The following is a 15,883-nucleotide window of genomic DNA, read 5'->3' on the forward strand; positions in this document are numbered from 1 at the left end:
GTCTCACCGGTCGAACTGATAGCATTCGCCAACGTTACGGCGACAGGCGCATGCCTCGCACGCCACAAGCCAAACGGGACAGCACCTTGACGCAACCCTCCTCGCCGCCCGGCAGCCTGCAGCGGCTCTCGACAAGCGATTCACCGGCCGCGACCCTGGCCATCGCCGGTGACTGGACGCTGCGCCACTACGCCAGCTTGCGCCGTGAAATCGAGCGCAACCGCCGGCTTGTCAGCGACACCGACCGCATCGAGCTGAGCGCCATCGGCGAACTGGATACCGCCGGCGCCGGCCTGCTGGTCGAGCTACTCGGCCCCAGCCGCGCGCGGCAGGTCGACGACTGGGCGCCCCATCTACCCGCCGAGCGCAAAGCGTTGCTGCGCACCGTCGCCAACGCGCTGGACAAGCCCGAGGCCGAACTGCCGCAGCCGACCAACGCGCTGGCCGACGTCCTCGCGCACATCGGCGGCACGGTGTCCGGCGTCTGGAACCAGCAGCGCACCTTGCTCGGCTTCATCGGGCTGACGCTGCAGACGCTGTTCACGGTGCTGCCCAACCCTCGGCGCTGGCGCATCACCGCACTGGTCGCGCATATCGAGCAGACCGGCCTGGATGCCATCCCCATCGTCGCCCTGCTGACCTTTCTGGTCGGTGCGGTGGTGGCCTTTCTCGGCGCCACGGTGCTGGCCGACTTCGGCGCGACCATCTACACGGTCAACCTGGTGGCCTTTTCCTTCCTGCGCGAATTCGGCGTGTTGCTGGCCGCCATTCTGCTCGCCGGGCGCACCGCCAGCGCCTTCGCCGCGCAGATCGGCGCGATGAAGTCCAACGAAGAGATCGACGCCATCCGCACCCTGGGCCTGAGCCCGATCGAGCTGCTGGTGCTGCCGCGGGTGCTGGCGATGCTGATCACCCTGCCGATCCTGACCTTCATCGGCATCCTCAGCGGCATCGTCGGCGGGCTGGTGGTCTGTTCGCTGGCACTGGATATCTCGCCGACCATGTTCTTCACCATCCTGCAGCGCGACATTCCGCTCAATCACTTCCTGGTGGGCATCGGCAAGGCGCCGGTGTTCGCCTTCCTGATCGCCGTGATCGGTTGCCTGGAAGGCTTCAAGGCTAGCGGCAGCGCGCAGTCGGTGGGCGAGCACACCACCTCCAGCGTGGTGCAGTCGATCTTCATGGTGATCCTGCTCGACGCGGTGGCCGCGCTGTTCTTCATGGAGATGGGCTGGTGAACGCAGACGATCCCGTGATCCAGGTCCGTGGCCTGGTCAACCGCTTCGGCAAGCAGGCGGTGCACGTCAATCTGGACCTGGACATCCGCCGCGGCGAGATCCTCGGTGTGGTCGGCGGCTCCGGCACCGGCAAGTCGGTGCTCTTGCGCAGCATCGTCGGCCTGCGGCGGCCCAACGCCGGCAGCGTCAAGGTGTTCGGCGAAAACCTGCTGAAGCTCTCGACCCAGCGGCGCTCGGAAGTCGAGCGTCGCTTCGGCGTGCTGTTCCAGGGCGGCGCGCTGTTCACCTCGCTGAATCTGCAGGAGAATGTCGCCCTGCCGCTGATCGAGCACGCCGGGCTCAAGCGCAGGGATGCCGAACACCTGGCACGACAGAAATTGGCGCTGGCCGGGCTGCCGCCCGAGGCGGCCTGCAAATACCCGGACGAACTGTCCGGCGGGATGGTCAAGCGTGCGGCGCTGGCCCGCGCGCTGGCGCTAGACCCGGAAGTGCTGTTTCTCGACGAGCCGACTGCCGGCCTCGACCCGATCGGCGCGGCGGCCTTCGACCAGCTGATCCTGACCCTGCGTGATGCGCTGGGCTTCAGCGTATTCCTGGTCACCCACGACCTGGACACGCTCTACACCATCTGTGACCGCGTCGCCGTGTTGTCACAGAAGCGCGTGCTGGTGGTCGACACCCTCGAACGGGTCGCCGCCACGGACGACGCCTGGATTCGCGATTATTTTCACGGCCCACGTGGCCGCGCCGCGCAAGATGCTGCGCTGAAGCTGGAGATGCCCTGAGATGGAAACCCGAGCCCATCACGTCCTGATCGGACTGTTCACCGTGGTCGCCGTCGGCTGCGCCCTGCTGTTCGCCCTCTGGTTGGGCAAGTCCAGCATGGACCGCGAATACGCCTACTACGACATTGGCTTCAGCCAGGCGGTGAGCGGGCTGTCGAGTGGCAGCTCGGTGGAATACAGCGGTATCAAGGTCGGCGACGTCACCGAACTGTGGCTAGAGCCCGACGACCCGCGCAAGGTGCGTGCGCGCATTCGCGTCTATGGCGGCACGCCGATCAAGGAAGACACTCAGGCACGCCTGGCGCTGGCCAACATCACCGGCAGCATGGTCATTCAGCTACACGGCGGCACGCCGGAAAGCCCGCGCCTGGAAGGCGACCGCGACGACCCGCCGCTGATCGTCGCCGACCCGTCCTCGCTCAATGCGCTGTTGGAAAACGGCGAAGACCTGATGAGCAACATCAACAACCTCTTGCTCAGCGCCAACCAGATCTTTTCCGAGGACAACATCAACCGCCTGAGCGACACGCTCGAGCATCTGGAGCAGGCCACCAGCGTGTTGTCCGATCAGCGCGGCGACCTCGCCCAGACGCTGCAGCAGTTCAACCAGCTAAGCCAGCAAGCCAACACCGTGATGGGTGAACTGTCGAGCCTGGCGCGCAACGCCAACGGCTTGCTCGACGATCAGGGCCGCAGCGTGCTGACCAGCGCCGCGCAGTCGATGCAGACGCTCGACCGGACCACCGCCCGCCTCGACCGGTTGCTGGAAGAAAACCAGGGCGCGCTGAACAACGGCATGCAGGGCTTCAATGAACTTGGCCCGGCGATCAACGAGCTGCGCACCACCCTCGGCGCGCTGCGCCGAGTCACCCAGCGCCTGGAAGACAACCCCAGCGGCTTCCTGCTCGGCCGCGACAAACTGCAGGAGTTCACACCATGAGCCTTCGCCCGCTGTCCCGCCTCGCCCTGCTCGGGCTGTTCTCCCTGTTGGCCGCCTGCTCCATTTTTCCGGAGTCGGAAACGCTGCGGATCTTCCTGCTGCCCACCACCACGCCGCCACCGGAAAGCGCGCAGCCACAGATGCAGCAGTCACTGCGAATCAACACGCCGCAAGCCAGCCGCATCCTCGCCAGCCAACGCATCGCCGTGGTGCCACAAGGCAACGAAATCAGCGCCTACAGCGGCGCACGCTGGGGCGATGCGGCACCGGTATTGTTGCGCGACCGCCTGATCGAAGCGTTCCAGCGCGACGGACGCATGCCCTCGGTGAGCAACGAAGACGCCAATCTCTACGCCGACCTCAGCCTGCACAGCGATTTGCGTGCCTTCCAGAGCGAATATGTGGATGGGAAGCCCGTGGTGGTGATCCGTCTCGACGCGCGCCTGGTGGATCGCAACAACCAACACACCCTGGCCAACCGCCGCTTCGAGGTCCGTCAGCCCAGCACCGGCACCGACGTGGAACGCGTCGTCGAAGCCTTTGGCCAGGCCAGCGATCGGCTCAGCGCCGACCTATTGCAATGGACCCTCGAACACGCCCGCACGCTAGACCGCCGTTGATGGGCAGAGCGTCGGACGCGTCAATTGGGAGTCGGCACGGAGCGTGCCTGCTTCAGACCCTGGCGCAGGCACACTAAGCGCGCCGAAAGGCTCGGTAGCGCCTCGCCTGCTCGTGATTGCAGGCGCTGGCTGTCTCCAGACGCGTGCGCCGCTCGCAGAAGGCTCAGCGGCCGTCTTCAGGCTGAACGATTTCCGACGTATCGGTGAGCAGGCCCGCCTGGCGCCAGCGTTGCTCGAAGCCCGCCTGGACCTCGGTGATACGGCCCACCATCCGGCGGCTGGCGATGCGCACGGCCGGATCCTCGCTGGCCATGAGTTCAAAGGACAGTGCGTTCAAGGCTTCGGTCAATTGCGCGATACTGCGCGCGGTGAAAATCAGCAGGTCGTCGAGCTGTTCGTTTCGGTCGGGCATTCCATTGCTACCGGCAGTTGCGGGGCCGCGATAGTACTGCATACGTCAACCGCGTCACAGTGCCGCAGATCAACACCCTACCTCGTGTCCTCCCGCAGCGAAACCGCCCGGAAGCCGGCGCGGCGGGCATGGGAATTTTTACAGTCGCAATCGGTCTATCAGCCGACATGCCTGGAGCCTGAAGCTCTGTAGCGCGCCAAGGAAGCCTATCGTCATGCGCATTCTCGTTACCGGCGGAGCCGGATTCATCGGCTCTGCTCTGATCCGCCATCTCATCCAAGACACCGAGCACAGCGTCCTCAACCTGGACAAGCTGACCTACGCTGGCAACCTCGAATCATTAGCCGAAGTCGACGGCAGCGACCGCTACCGGTTCCTGCAAGCCGACATCGCCGACCGCGACCGCGTCAGCGAGGCCCTGTTGGAGTTCCAGCCGGACGCCATCATGCACCTGGCGGCTGAATCCCATGTCGACCGCTCCATCGACGGCCCGGCCGAGTTCATCCAGACGAACATCGTCGGCACCTACCAGCTGCTCGAAGCGGCCCGTGGCTACTGGCAGAGCCTGCCGGCCGAGCGCCGCGAAGCCTTCCGCTTCCACCACATTTCCACTGACGAGGTGTACGGCGACCTGCATGGCGTGGACGACCTGTTCACCGAGACCACGCCCTACGCACCCAGCTCGCCCTACTCGGCCAGCAAGGCCTCATCGGACCATCTGGTCCGCGCCTGGCAACGCACCTACGGCCTGCCGGTGCTGATCACCAACTGCTCGAACAACTACGGGCCCTATCACTTCCCCGAGAAGCTGATCCCGCTGGTGATCCTCAACGCGCTCGATGGCAAACCGCTGCCGGTCTACGGCAACGGCACCCAGGTGCGCGACTGGCTGTTCGTCGAAGACCATGCGCGTGCCCTGTTCAAGGTGGTCAGCGAAGGCAAGGTCGGCGAGACCTACAACATCGGCGGCCACAACGAGCAGCAGAATATCGACGTGGTACGCGGCATCTGTGCCCTGCTCGAAGAGCTGGCACCGCAGAAACCTGCCGGCATCGAGCGCTTCGAAGACCTCATCACCTTCGTCAAGGACCGCCCCGGCCACGACCTGCGCTACGCCATCGACGCCAGCAAGATCGAGCGCGAGCTCGGCTGGGTCCCGCAGGAAACCTTCGAAACCGGCCTGCGCAAGACCGTGCAGTGGTACCTGAACAACCTCGAATGGTGCCGTCGCGTTCAGGACGGCAGCTATCAACGCGAGCGCCTTGGCGCACTGGAGAACGCATGAAAGGAATCATCCTCGCCGGAGGCTCCGGCACCCGTCTGCACCCCATCACCCTGGGCGTATCGAAGCAGTTGCTGCCGATCTACGACAAGCCGATGGCCTACTACCCGATCTCGGTGCTGATGCTGGCCGGGATTCGCGACATCCTCGTTATCTCGACCCCGCAGGACCTGCCGCAATACCGCAACCTGCTAGGCGACGGCAGCCAATTCGGCGTCAACTTCAGCTACGCCGAGCAGCCCTCGCCGGACGGCCTCGCCCAGGCGTTCCTGATCGGCGAAGAGTTCATCGGCAATGACTCGGTGTGCCTGATCCTGGGCGACAACATCTTCCACGGCCAACACTTCACCGAGAAGCTGCAGCGCGCGTCTCATCAGGAGAAGGGCGCAACGGTCTTCGGCTACTGGGTCAAGGACCCGGAGCGCTTCGGCGTGATCGATTTCGACGAGAGTGGCAAGGCCCTTTCCATCGAAGAAAAACCAGCCAAGCCCAAGTCCAGCTATGCGGTGACCGGCCTGTACTTCTACGACAACGATGTGGTCGAGATCGCCAAGTCGATCAAGCCCTCGCCCCGCGGCGAGCTGGAGATCACCGACGTCAACATGGCCTACCTCAAGCGTGGCGACCTCAATGTCGAGCGCTTCGGCCGTGGCTTCGCCTGGCTCGACACCGGTACCCACGACAGCCTGCTCGAGGCCTCGCAGTACGTGCAGACCATCGAGCACCGCCAAGGCCTGAAGGTCGCCTGCCTGGAAGAAATCGCCTTCCAGAACAAGTGGATCGACCGCGAGCAACTGCTGCGCCGCGCCGACGCCCTGGGCAAGACCGGCTACGGCCAATACCTGTTCAAGCTGGCCGGTGAGCACGCATGAACGTCATCAAGACCGACATACCCGATGTGCTGATCATCGAGCCGAAGGTCTTCGGTGACGAACGCGGTTTTTTCTACGAGAGCTTCAACGCCGCGGCCTTCGAGGCCGCGACAGGCGTCAAACGCAGCTTCGTGCAGGACAACCACTCCAAGTCCCAGCGTGGCGTGTTGCGCGGCCTGCATTATCAAATCCAGCAACCGCAGGGGAAGCTGGTTCGGGTCGTGGCCGGCGAGGTCTTCGATGTCGCCGTTGACCTGCGCCGCCGCTCGCCGACCTTCGGCCGCTGGGTCGGCTGCCACCTGAGCGCTGCGAATCAGCGCCAGCTGTGGATCCCGGAAGGCTTCGCCCATGGCTTCGTGGTGCTCAGCGAAAGCGCCGAGTTCCTCTACAAGACCACGGACTACTACGCACCGGCGCACGAACGCTCGCTGTTGTGGAACGACCCGCAGATTGGCATCGACTGGCCGATCGACGAGCCGCCGCAACTGTCGCAGAAAGACATCGACGGCAAGGTCCTTAGCGAAGCGGAGTTGTTCGCGTGAGGATTCTCGTCACCGGCAGCCGGGGGCAACTGTCCCGCGAACTGCAACTGGCCTTGGCCGGTGAAGGAGAAGTGCTGGCGCTGGGGCACCAGGCGCTAGATCTGGCCGACTCGGCGCAGATTCGCCAGCAGGTTCGCCTGCTGCGCCCTGACCTCATCGTTAACGCGGCGGCCTACACCTCCGTGGATGCGGCCGAACACAACAGGGCGGCCGCATTCGCCGTGAACGCCACCGCCCCAGGGGTGCTCGCCGAGGAGGCCGCCAAACTCGGCGCCGCCCTGATTCACTATTCCACCGACTATGTGTTCGACGGCCTCAAGCCGACGCCCTATGTCGAGACCGACACGACTTCGCCGCTGGGCGTGTACGGCGCCAGCAAGCTGGCCGGCGAGCAGGCGATCCAGGCCGTTGCCGGGCAGCACCTGATTCTGCGTACGAGCTGGGTCTACTCGACCCACGGACGCAACTTCCTATTGACCATGCAGCGGCTGATGCAGGAGCGCGATGCCTTGCAGGTCGTCGACGACGAAATCGGCGCGCCGACCTGGGCCGGCACCCTGGCAGGCGTGACCGCCGAACTGATCCGCAAATGGCGCAACGGCGCCAACGGGCCAACAGGCCTGTATCACCTGACCGCCACCGGCGAGACCTCATGGTTCGGCTTCGCCCAGCGCATCGCCGAGCACCTTCGCCAGCAGGGTCGCCTGCGCGCCAGGCTCTCGCCGATTCCGGCACGGGATTACCCCACCGCCGCCCAGCGGCCGGCCAACTCACGCCTGTGCTGCGATCGGCTGCAGCGCGACTGGGACGTCCAACTGCCCGACTGGGATGCTGCGCTGCGCCTGTGTCTGGCTAGCCCGCGCACGGCAATCGACGAACGCGGCGCAGCCTGATCTGCGACGTTGACCGGCACGCTTCGGGCGTGGTGAACGTGCATAATGTGCCGCACTCACAGGCGCATCCGCATGACTCCAGTCCAATCTCCCCGTCGCCCGCGCTGGCGCAACCTGGCGCTCCTAGCCGTCCTGCTGTTTCCGCTGCTCTGGCCGTTGCAGCAACTGGCCGAGCGCTACTACAGCAATGAATTGATCGAGCAGAACCGCCAAACGCTCGATCTCTATGTCGCCAACCTGCTCGGTTCGCTGCGCCGCTACGAAGTGCTGCCCCGCATTCTCGGTGACCTGCCGACGTTGCGCACCGCGCTGCGCGACGCGCAGGACCCGGGCGCGCGGGACGCGGCCAACCGGCTGCTGGACCAGTTACGCAAGGAAACTGGCGCTGACGTCATCTATCTCATGGCACCGGACGGCACCACGCTGGCCGCCTCGAACTGGAACGACGAGGACAGTTTCGTCGACCGCAACTTCGCCTTCCGTCCCTATTTTCGCCAGGCGCTGGCCGGCGAACTGGGGCGCTTTTTCGGGCTCGGCACCACCTCCGGTAAGCGCGGCTACTACTTCGGCGCCGCGGTGCGCGACGGCGACCAAACCCTCGGCGCACTCGTGGTCAAGGTCGACCTGGACCACACCGAGACGCTCTGGGGCAATACGCCAGAACAACTGTTGGTAACAGACAACTTCGGCGTGGTGATCCTCACCTCGCGACCGGAATGGCGGTTTCGCGCCAGCCGCGCGCTGGACCACGACGAACGTGAACAGATCGCCTTCGACCGCCCCTATCCGACGCTGGAACCGCAGGATCTGACGCTGGACCTCGACGCCTGGCTGATCCAGAGCCGCGAGCTCAAGGAAACGGGTTGGACGGTGCGCATCCTGGCGCCCATCGCGCTGGTCGAGCGGCCCGTGCGCACCGTGGTCGCCATCGGTGCCGCGACCTTGGCCGCGGTGCTCCTGTTGCTCGGCCTGATGATGCAGCGGCGTCGCCATTACGTGGAGCGTATCGCGCTGGATGCCAAGGCGCGCCAGCAGCTCGAGCGCCGTGTGCAAGAGCGGACCCAGGATCTGGAGGCGTTGAACAGCCGACTCAAGCAGGAGGTACTCGAACGCGAACAGGCGCAGCAGGAACTGGTCCGGGCACAGGATGAGTTGTTGCAGGCCGGCAAGTTGTCAGCGCTGGGCACCATGTCGGCGAGCATCAGCCATGAACTCAATCAACCGCTTGGTGCTATCCGCAGCTACGCCGACAACGCCGGGGTGTTGCTCGATCAACAACGCAACGAGGAAGCGCGCGACAACCTCAAGCTGATCAGCGAACTCACCGCACGCATGGCCTCGATCATCGCCCACCTGCGCGCCTTCGCCCGCCGCGACCGCCACGCTCCCGAGCGCGTGGCGCTGCAACCCGCTCTGGACGATGCGCTGGCGCTCTTGGCCAAGCGCCGTCAGGCAATGAATGTCGAGCTGATCCGCGACCTGCCGGACGCCACGCTCTGGGTGCAGGCCGGCGAAACGCGGCTGCGACAGATCCTTTCCAACCTGCTGGCCAACGCGCTCGATGCGCTCAACGAGCGCCCACCGGGGCGGCGTATCTGGCTGCGTGCCGAGCGCCAGGGCGAGGGCGTGCTCCTGACCCTGCGCGACAACGGCCCCGGCTTCTCCGCAGAAGCGCTGCAGCGCGCCCGCGAGCCTTTTTTCACGACCAAGACCAGCACCCAAGGGCTGGGCCTGGGTCTTGCCATCTGCGATACGCTGGCGCGCGCGCTTGACGGCGAGCTGACCTTGGGCAATCACCGCGAGGGCGGCGCCCAGATCACTCTTTTCCTGCAATCGGCCGACCCCGGCGTGGCCTTTCCCAGCGAGGACTAGCATGACCAGCCACATCGACCCGCAGACCCAGGTAGTCCTGGTCGACGATGACGCCCATCTGCGCAAGGCGCTGAGCCAGACGCTCGATCTGGCCGGCCTCAAGGTGATCGGTCTGGCCGATGCGCGCGGGCTGGCCGCCATGATTCCGCCAGATTGGCCGGGCGTAGTGGTCAGCGACATTCGCATGCCCGGCATCGACGGCCTGCAACTTCAGCAACAGCTGCAGGCGATTGACGGCGAGCTGCCGGTGCTCCTGATCACGGGCCATGGCGACATCCAGCTCGCCGTCCAGGCGATGCGCGCCGGTGCCTACGATTTTCTCGAAAAGCCCTTCCCCAGCGAGGCCCTGCTGGATAGCGTGCGGCGGGCCCTCGCCCTGCGCAAACTGGTGTTGGATAACCGCAGCCTGCGCCTGGCACTTGCCGACCGCCAGCAGCTGTCCGGCCGGTTACTCGGGCAATCGCCTGCCATGCAACGCCTGCGCGAACAGATCGGCGCGCTGGCCGGCACCCAGGCCGATGTGCTCATCTTGGGCGAGACCGGCGCGGGCAAGGAGGTGGTCGCGCGTGCCCTGCATGACCTGTCGAGCCGCCGCGGCGGCCCCTTCGTCGCGATCAATGCCGGCGCGCTGGCCGAATCGGTGGTCGAAAGCGAGCTGTTCGGCCACGAGGCCGGTGCCTTTACCGGCGCGCAGAAACGGCGGATCGGCAAGTTCGAGTTCGCCAACGGCGGCACCCTCTTTCTCGACGAGATCGAAAGCATGAGCCTGGATGTGCAGGTGAAGCTGCTGCGCATGCTGCAGGAACGGGTGGTCGAACGCCTCGGGGGCAATCAGTCGATTCCGCTGGACATCCGGGTCATCGCTGCCACCAAGGAAGACCTGCGCCAGGCCGCCGACCAGGGCCGGTTCCGCGCCGACCTGTACTACCGGCTGAACGTCGCGCCGCTGCGCATACCGCCGCTTCGTGAACGAAGCGAAGACGTGCTGCTGCTGTTCCGCTATTTCGCTGAAGCTGGTGCCAACCGCCACGGCCTGCCGCTGCGCGAACCGCGACCCGAGCAACGTGCGCAGTTGCTGCGGCACGCCTGGCCGGGCAACGTGCGGGAGCTGCAGAACACCGCTGAACGCTTTGCCCTGGGCCTCGAACTCGGGCTGGATGATGCGCAGCCCGCGCTACCAGTCGGCGCCACTGCCGGCCGTTCGCTGGGCGATCAGGTCGACGCGTACGAGCGCGCCCTGATCGCGGCCGAGTTATCACGCCCGCATTCGTCCCTGCGCAGCGTCGCCGAAGCGCTCGGGCTACCGCGCAAGACGCTGCACGACAAGCTGCGCAAGCATGGCTTGGTGTTCACCGATGCTGGCGGAACCTCGCCCGATTCCGGCGAATAGATGGCGAATTTCCGCCACCAAGCATTGGTTTCAGCTTAATCCACTCATATATCCGCCCCGGCTGACATGCGACGGACACAATCGTCCGCTTACATGTGCGCTCCTGGTGTCGGCAGACGGCCCGACGGAAACATCGTGCTAGACAGGCTGCGTGAGAATTAATCGTCAGCTTTTTGCCATCACCGGGGTAAACTCGCCCGTCACGGGAGCACGATGCGGCCAATTGGCACAAGCCTTGCTCCCGCTAACCCCCACGAGTCAGTGAAACGGGCCTGCATAGGCACAGCGGCCTTGCCGATTACGCCTAGACTTGTCTTGCTGGCTACAGCCGAGTGATCGCTCGATGCGGTCACTCAATTCACAACAAGAGGAAAAACAACAATGTTCAAGCTGACCGCCACGGCACTCGCCTGTGCACTGTCCCTGGGTATGGCAAGCCTCGCGCAGGCCGCCGATCCCATTCTGATCAAGTTCTCCCACGTAGTAGCTGAGAACACCCCGAAAGGTCAGGGCGCCCTGATGTTCAAAAAGCTCGTAGAAGAGCGTTTGCCGGGCAAAGTGGAAGTGCAGGTCTACCCGAACTCCTCGCTGTTCGGCGATGGCAAGGAAATGGAAGCGCTGCTGCTGGGCGACGTCCAGCTGATCGCTCCGTCTCTGGCCAAATTCGAGCATTACTCCAAGGGCGTCCAGGTGTTTGACCTGCCGTTCCTGTTCGACAACATCCAGGCGGTCGACCGCTTCCAGAAGAGCGATGCCGGCCAGAAGCTGCTGAGCTCCATGGAAGACAAGAACATCACCGGCCTGGCCTACTGGCACAACGGCATGAAGCAGCTGTCCGCCAACAAGGAGCTGCGTGAGCCGAAGGATGCCCGTGGCCTAAAGTTCCGCGTACAGGCTTCCGCCGTACTGGACGAGCAGTTCAAGGCCCTGCGCGCCAACCCGCGCAAGATGAGCTTCGCCGAGGTCTACCAGGGCCTGCAGACTGGTGTGGTCAATGGTGCAGAGAACCCGTACTCGAACATCTACTCGCAGAAGATGCACGAAGTGCAGAAGCACATCACCGAGTCCGACCACGGCCTGCTGGACTACATGCTGATCACCAACACCAAGTTCTGGGACGGTCTGCCTGAAGACGTGCGCTCCGAACTCGACGACATCATCGAAGAAGTCACTGTCGAGGTGAACAAGCAGGCTGACGACCTGAACCAGAAGGCGAAGCAGGACATCTTGGCAGCCGGCACTACCGAAATCCTCGTACTGACCCCGGAAGAGCGTGCCAAGTGGCGTGAAGCGATGAAGCCGGTCTGGAAGAAGTTCGAAGGCGAAATCGGCGCCGACCTGATCAAGGCCGCCGAAGAAGCAAACAAGGCCCAATAAGCCTTGCCGGAGGGCGGCCCGGCCGCCCTCCCACCACCCTTGCGGTAGCGACAGCCCAGTGAAAAGACAAGCGGCCAATGGCGACAGGGTTCATCAACGCCATGGCACGACACGCGTTTTTCATTGCACTGTCGACCGGTCACCAGACCGGCTAATGGCGCACCCTCCGTACGCCTCATCGAACAAAATCAACTCCATCGGGAGATGTCATCCATGAACGCCCTCTGGCGCGTCTGGGACCACTTCGAGGAAGGGTTCATCGCCTTCCTGCTGGCCGCCATGACGCTGGTGACCTTCGTTTACGTGGTTCTGAACAACCTCTACACCGTTTTCTATACGGCGGCCGACACCTTTCCGGCCGCGGAAGACCTCTTCTTCAGCATCGGTGATTTCGTCATCGGTCTGGCCCAGGCGATGACCTGGAGCACCGCGCTGACCAAGGCGCTGTTCGCCTGGCTGATCTTTTCCGGCCTGGCTTACGGTGTACGCACTGCCGGGCACATCGGCGTGGACGCCCTCGTCAAGCTCGCGTCGCGCAGCGTTCAACGCTACATCGCGATCGTCGCCTGCCTATTCTGCCTCGGCTACGCCGGCCTGCTGACCATTGCCAGCTATGAGTGGATCAACGCCCTGTTCGTCGCCAACATCGGTGCCGAAGACCTTGGCCACATTGGCATCAAGCAGTGGCATATCGGGATGATCGTGCCATTTGGCTTCGCCATGGTGTTCATCCGTTTCGCCCAGATCTTCGTGCGCATCCTGCGCAACGAGCAAACCGGGCTGGGCCTCGCCGACGAGGCCGCCGAAGCAGCCAAGCTTGGTGAAGAGGAGCCGAAGTAATGACTATCCTGTTCCTCTTCCTCGCGCTCTTCGCGCTGATGTTCATTGGCGTGCCGGTAGCGATTTCCCTTGGTCTGGCCGGCTCGCTGACCATCATGTTCTTCAGCCAGGACTCGGTGCGCTCGCTGGCGATCAAGCTGTTCGAGACGTCAGAGCACTACACCCTGCTGGCAATTCCGTTCTTCCTGCTCGCCGGCGCCTTCATGACCACCGGCGGCGTGGCCAAGCGTTTGATCGACTTCGCCAACGCCACCGTCGGCCACATCCGCGGCGGCCTGGCAATCGGTGCGGTCATGGCGTGCATGCTGTTCGCGGCATTGTCAGGCTCATCCCCGGCGACGGTAGCGGCCGTTGGCTCTATCGCCATCGCCGGCATGGTGCGCTCGGGCTACCCGCAGGCATTCGGCGCGGGCATCGTCTGCAACGCCGGTACGCTGGGCATTCTGATCCCGCCGTCGATCGTGATGGTGGTCTATGCCGCTGCGACTGAAACCTCTGTCGGCAAGCTGTTCATGGCCGGTGTCGTGCCGGGGCTGTTGCTCGGCGTGGGCCTGATGGTGGCGATCTACATCGTCGCGGTGAAGAAGAATCTGCCGGCCATGCCGCGCGCGACCTTCCGCGAGTGGTTGTCTGCCGCACGCAAGGCGATCTGGGGCCTGCTGCTGATGGTGATCATCCTCGGCGGTATCTACACCGGTATGTTCACCCCGACCGAGGCAGCCGCCGTCGCCGCGGTGTATTCGGCGTTCGTCGCGCTGTTCGTGTACAAGGACATTTCCCTGCGCGACTGCCCGAAGGTGCTGCTGGAATCCGGCAAGCTGTCGATCATGCTGATGTTCATCATCGCCAACGCCATGCTCTTTGCGCACGTGCTGACGACCGAGCAGATCCCGCAGCAGATCACCGCGATGGTGCTGGAAGCTGGCCTACAGCCCTGGATGTTCCTGTTGGTCGTGAACATCGTGCTGTTGATAGCAGGCGCCTTCATGGAACCTTCGGCGATCATCCTGATCCTGGCGCCGATCCTGTTCCCGATCGCCGTTCAGCTTGGCATCGACCCGATTCACCTGGGCATCATCATGGTGGTGAACATGGAGATCGGCCTGATCACACCTCCGGTCGGCCTCAATCTGTTCGTTGCCTCCGCCGTGACTGGCATGCCGGTGACCCAGGTCATCCGCGCCGTACTGCCATGGCTTGCGCTGATGCTGAGCTTCCTGGTGCTGATCACCTACGTGCCGTGGATCTCCCTGGCGCTGCCGAACCTGCTGGGCATGTAATAGCCCCAGCGTCACGCCTGAAGCCCGGCCCCGTGCCGGGCTTTTTGCGTTTTAGCGGTTACAGGTTGAGGATGTCGGCCGGGCGCCGACGGAACCAGCCGGTGAGCGAAAGGCGATCCGCGTGGGTCACCCTCACCTCGTGCGGAAAATCCCCCGACAGGAATACCACCAGGTCGCCGCCCAATGGCGGAATGTCGCGCTGGGTACCGTCGGCGAAATGCATGCGCAGCTCACCGCCATCGGCCGGCTGCCAGTCCGGGTTCAGGTAGAGCACGGCAGTGACGCAGCGACTATCGTCATCGCGGAAGCGGTCGAGGTGGGTTTGGTAAAAGGCGCCTGGCGGGTACAGGGCGAAATGGCATTCGAACTCTTCCAAACCGAGGAACAGCGCCTGATTGAGCGCCTGGCGAAGCGCGTCCATACGCTCGAGGTAACCATCGCAGAGCGCCGATTGGCCCGGCTCGAGCCACTGAATTTGGTCCCCACGGATGCCTTCGCGCACCGCCACGGCCTCGCCACGGCCAATGCCCGCCGGCGCCAGCGCGCCCTGCGCCTCGCGTCTGCGGCACTCTGCCGCCAGATCAAGGGTCACATCGCTAGTAAGGAAACGACGCTGCAACGACCAACCGCGTTCGGCCAGGTCGTCAATGATGGTATCGAACTGCAAGGAAGAGACTCCAAGGGGACTGTCAGGAGTCTATCAGCAGCCCTTTCGCGCCTCGACAGCAACCGTCGGGGCGCTGAAAATAATCTGCCCGCCCGACAGGAGTTTCCATGCGCGCCCTTATTGCCATTGCATTACTAGCCTTTAGCTTGAACAGCTTCGCCGATACGTACGACGAGCTTTACGAGACCGCTGGCTGGACCGAACAACGCGCCAATTTCAAGGACGCACTGCTGGCCGCACAGCAGCGCTACAAGAACACACTGCCGCCGGCGGTCTACCAGGCACTTGTGACTAACAGCAACCGCCGCTTTGCCGTCGACGCGATCGATTTCCGTGCGAAGCAGGCGCTGCGGCAAACGCTCGACAACCCGCAGCCGGCACTGGAGTTCTTCCAGTCGCCGCTGGGCCATAAGGTCGTAGCCGCCGAGACGCTTGCCGGGCGACGGGAGCAGCTGGCCCGCTACGAGAATGGCATTCCCCGGATGGAGGCGGGCAGCAACCGACAGTTGTTGATCCGCCACCTGGCCCAGGCGCTACCTGCAGCCGAGGCCGGCGCGGAAGTCAGCCTTGCGCTGGCCGGAGTTGCGGCCGACAGCCTCAGCCAGATGATTCCCGGCCTGCTGGGCGGCAACCAGGCCCAGGGCTTGCTGGATAGCCAGCGCCAACGCATGCAGCAACAGGTTGAAAGCGATCTGGACAACACCCTTCTGTTCATCTATCGCGAACTGTCCGATGCCGAGCTAGAGGAGTTCGTCGAGTTCGCGCGCTCAGATGCCGGCCAGGCCTATTACCAGGCCGCCTTGCAAGCGCTCCGCGCCGGACTCGCGGTTGGGCTCAGCAGTGAAGAAATCCAGGCGCAGCGCGGCGCCTGAG

Annotated in this window: 16 protein-coding genes; 14 read left to right on the forward strand and 2 right to left on the reverse strand. The window is 64.2% G+C overall.

The genetic code is table 11. The annotated features are described in order from the left end of the window. The first annotated feature begins 50 nt into the window (after positions 1-50). The 4 genes from M1D78_RS20375 to M1D78_RS20390 are packed head-to-tail and all read left to right on the forward strand — an operon-like array spanning position 51 to position 3,583. On the forward strand, positions 51-1,238 hold the full coding sequence (locus tag M1D78_RS20375) for an ABC transporter permease (protein ID WP_437421763.1): 1,188 nt from the start codon (positions 51-53) through the stop codon (positions 1,236-1,238). Further along, complete coding sequence (locus tag M1D78_RS20380) at positions 1,235-2,023, forward strand: ABC transporter ATP-binding protein (protein ID WP_437421764.1); 789 nt, start codon at positions 1,235-1,237, stop codon at positions 2,021-2,023. Before M1D78_RS20375 ends, M1D78_RS20380 begins: the two co-directional genes overlap by 4 nt. A gap of 1 nt (position 2,024) precedes the next feature. After that, the gene (locus M1D78_RS20385; protein WP_437421765.1) at positions 2,025-2,963 is read left to right on the forward strand and encodes an MlaD family protein; all 939 of its coding nucleotides are present in this window, start codon (positions 2,025-2,027) and stop codon (positions 2,961-2,963) included. Then, positions 2,960-3,583, forward strand: a complete 624-nt coding sequence (locus M1D78_RS20390) for an ABC-type transport auxiliary lipoprotein family protein (protein WP_437421766.1) — start codon at positions 2,960-2,962, stop codon at positions 3,581-3,583. Before M1D78_RS20385 ends, M1D78_RS20390 begins: the two co-directional genes overlap by 4 nt. A 163-nt stretch (positions 3,584-3,746) precedes the next feature. On the opposite strand, the gene M1D78_RS20395 is transcribed toward M1D78_RS20390, so the two are convergent. Continuing rightward, positions 3,747-3,995 carry a hypothetical protein gene (locus M1D78_RS20395; RefSeq protein ID WP_437421767.1) on the reverse strand — a complete coding sequence of 83 codons (249 nt, stop codon included), beginning with the start codon at positions 3,993-3,995 and terminating at the stop codon, positions 3,747-3,749. 214 nt (positions 3,996-4,209) lie between these two features. Here M1D78_RS20395 and rfbB point away from each other — a divergent pair, with 214 nt between their 5' ends. The 9 genes from rfbB to dctM all read left to right on the forward strand — a co-directional run bounded on the left by rfbB (position 4,210) and on the right by dctM (position 14,343). Further along, a complete protein-coding gene (gene rfbB / locus M1D78_RS20400) occupies positions 4,210-5,280 on the forward strand; it encodes a dTDP-glucose 4,6-dehydratase (RefSeq protein WP_437421768.1) in 1,071 nt (356 codons plus the stop codon). Continuing rightward, positions 5,277-6,149, forward strand: coding sequence for a glucose-1-phosphate thymidylyltransferase RfbA (rfbA, locus tag M1D78_RS20405; RefSeq protein ID WP_437421769.1), 873 nt, complete (start codon positions 5,277-5,279; stop codon positions 6,147-6,149). The genes rfbB and rfbA overlap by 4 nt, the downstream gene beginning before the upstream one ends. Next, positions 6,146-6,691, forward strand: coding sequence for a dTDP-4-dehydrorhamnose 3,5-epimerase (gene rfbC, locus M1D78_RS20410; RefSeq protein ID WP_437421770.1), 546 nt, complete (start codon positions 6,146-6,148; stop codon positions 6,689-6,691). Before rfbA ends, rfbC begins: the two co-directional genes overlap by 4 nt. Further along, on the forward strand, positions 6,688-7,584 hold the full coding sequence (gene rfbD, locus M1D78_RS20415; RefSeq protein WP_437421771.1) for a dTDP-4-dehydrorhamnose reductase: 897 nt from the start codon (positions 6,688-6,690) through the stop codon (positions 7,582-7,584). Before rfbC ends, rfbD begins: the two co-directional genes overlap by 4 nt. Positions 7,585-7,656: 72 nt before the next feature. After that, positions 7,657-9,456, forward strand: coding sequence for a sensor histidine kinase (locus M1D78_RS20420; RefSeq protein ID WP_437421772.1), 1,800 nt, complete (start codon positions 7,657-7,659; stop codon positions 9,454-9,456). 1 nt (position 9,457) lies between these two features. Beyond that, a complete protein-coding gene (locus M1D78_RS20425) occupies positions 9,458-10,846 on the forward strand; it encodes a sigma-54-dependent transcriptional regulator (protein ID WP_437421773.1) in 1,389 nt (462 codons plus the stop codon). 381 nt (positions 10,847-11,227) lie between these two features. Further along, positions 11,228-12,223, forward strand: coding sequence for a C4-dicarboxylate TRAP substrate-binding protein DctP (dctP, locus tag M1D78_RS20430; protein WP_437421774.1), 996 nt, complete (start codon positions 11,228-11,230; stop codon positions 12,221-12,223). A 213-nt stretch (positions 12,224-12,436) separates the two neighbouring features. Further along, positions 12,437-13,063 carry a TRAP transporter small permease gene (locus tag M1D78_RS20435; RefSeq protein WP_437421775.1) on the forward strand — a complete coding sequence of 209 codons (627 nt, stop codon included), beginning with the start codon at positions 12,437-12,439 and terminating at the stop codon, positions 13,061-13,063. After that, complete coding sequence (gene dctM, locus M1D78_RS20440) at positions 13,063-14,343, forward strand: C4-dicarboxylate TRAP transporter large permease protein DctM (protein ID WP_437421776.1); 1,281 nt, start codon at positions 13,063-13,065, stop codon at positions 14,341-14,343. The genes M1D78_RS20435 and dctM overlap by 1 nt, the downstream gene beginning before the upstream one ends. 58 nt (positions 14,344-14,401) lie before the next feature. Here dctM and M1D78_RS20445 read toward each other — a convergent pair whose 3' ends face one another. Beyond that, complete coding sequence (locus M1D78_RS20445) at positions 14,402-15,010, reverse strand: 2OG-Fe(II) oxygenase (protein ID WP_437421777.1); 609 nt, start codon at positions 15,008-15,010, stop codon at positions 14,402-14,404. A gap of 107 nt (positions 15,011-15,117) precedes the next feature. On the opposite strand from M1D78_RS20445, the gene M1D78_RS20450 reads away from it, so the two are divergent. Next, positions 15,118-15,882 carry a hypothetical protein gene (locus M1D78_RS20450; RefSeq protein WP_437421778.1) on the forward strand — a complete coding sequence of 255 codons (765 nt, stop codon included), beginning with the start codon at positions 15,118-15,120 and terminating at the stop codon, positions 15,880-15,882. The last annotated feature ends 1 nt before the right edge of the window (position 15,883 follow it).

This window comes from Pseudomonas sp. SA195 (assembly GCF_054131565.1).

Bases quoted from the DNA above. Each gene is read 5' to 3' on its own strand.
- M1D78_RS20375 (WP_437421763.1), top strand. From the start codon at position 51: ATGCCTCGCACGCCACAAGCCAAACGGGACAGCACCTTGACGCAACCC.
- M1D78_RS20385 (WP_437421765.1), top strand. From the start codon at position 2,025: ATGGAAACCCGAGCCCATCACGTCCTGATCGGACTGTTCACCGTGGTC.
- M1D78_RS20390 (WP_437421766.1), top strand. From the start codon at position 2,960: ATGAGCCTTCGCCCGCTGTCCCGCCTCGCCCTGCTCGGGCTGTTCTCC.
- M1D78_RS20395 (WP_437421767.1), bottom strand. From the start codon at position 3,995: ATGCCCGACCGAAACGAACAGCTCGACGACCTGCTGATTTTCACCGCG.
- rfbB (WP_437421768.1), top strand. From the start codon at position 4,210: ATGCGCATTCTCGTTACCGGCGGAGCCGGATTCATCGGCTCTGCTCTG.
- rfbA (WP_437421769.1), top strand. From the start codon at position 5,277: ATGAAAGGAATCATCCTCGCCGGAGGCTCCGGCACCCGTCTGCACCCC.
- rfbC (WP_437421770.1), top strand. From the start codon at position 6,146: ATGAACGTCATCAAGACCGACATACCCGATGTGCTGATCATCGAGCCG.
- M1D78_RS20420 (WP_437421772.1), top strand. From the start codon at position 7,657: ATGACTCCAGTCCAATCTCCCCGTCGCCCGCGCTGGCGCAACCTGGCG.
- M1D78_RS20425 (WP_437421773.1), top strand. From the start codon at position 9,458: ATGACCAGCCACATCGACCCGCAGACCCAGGTAGTCCTGGTCGACGAT.
- dctP (WP_437421774.1), top strand. From the start codon at position 11,228: ATGTTCAAGCTGACCGCCACGGCACTCGCCTGTGCACTGTCCCTGGGT.
- M1D78_RS20435 (WP_437421775.1), top strand. From the start codon at position 12,437: ATGAACGCCCTCTGGCGCGTCTGGGACCACTTCGAGGAAGGGTTCATC.
- dctM (WP_437421776.1), top strand. From the start codon at position 13,063: ATGACTATCCTGTTCCTCTTCCTCGCGCTCTTCGCGCTGATGTTCATT.
- M1D78_RS20450 (WP_437421778.1), top strand. From the start codon at position 15,118: ATGCGCGCCCTTATTGCCATTGCATTACTAGCCTTTAGCTTGAACAGC.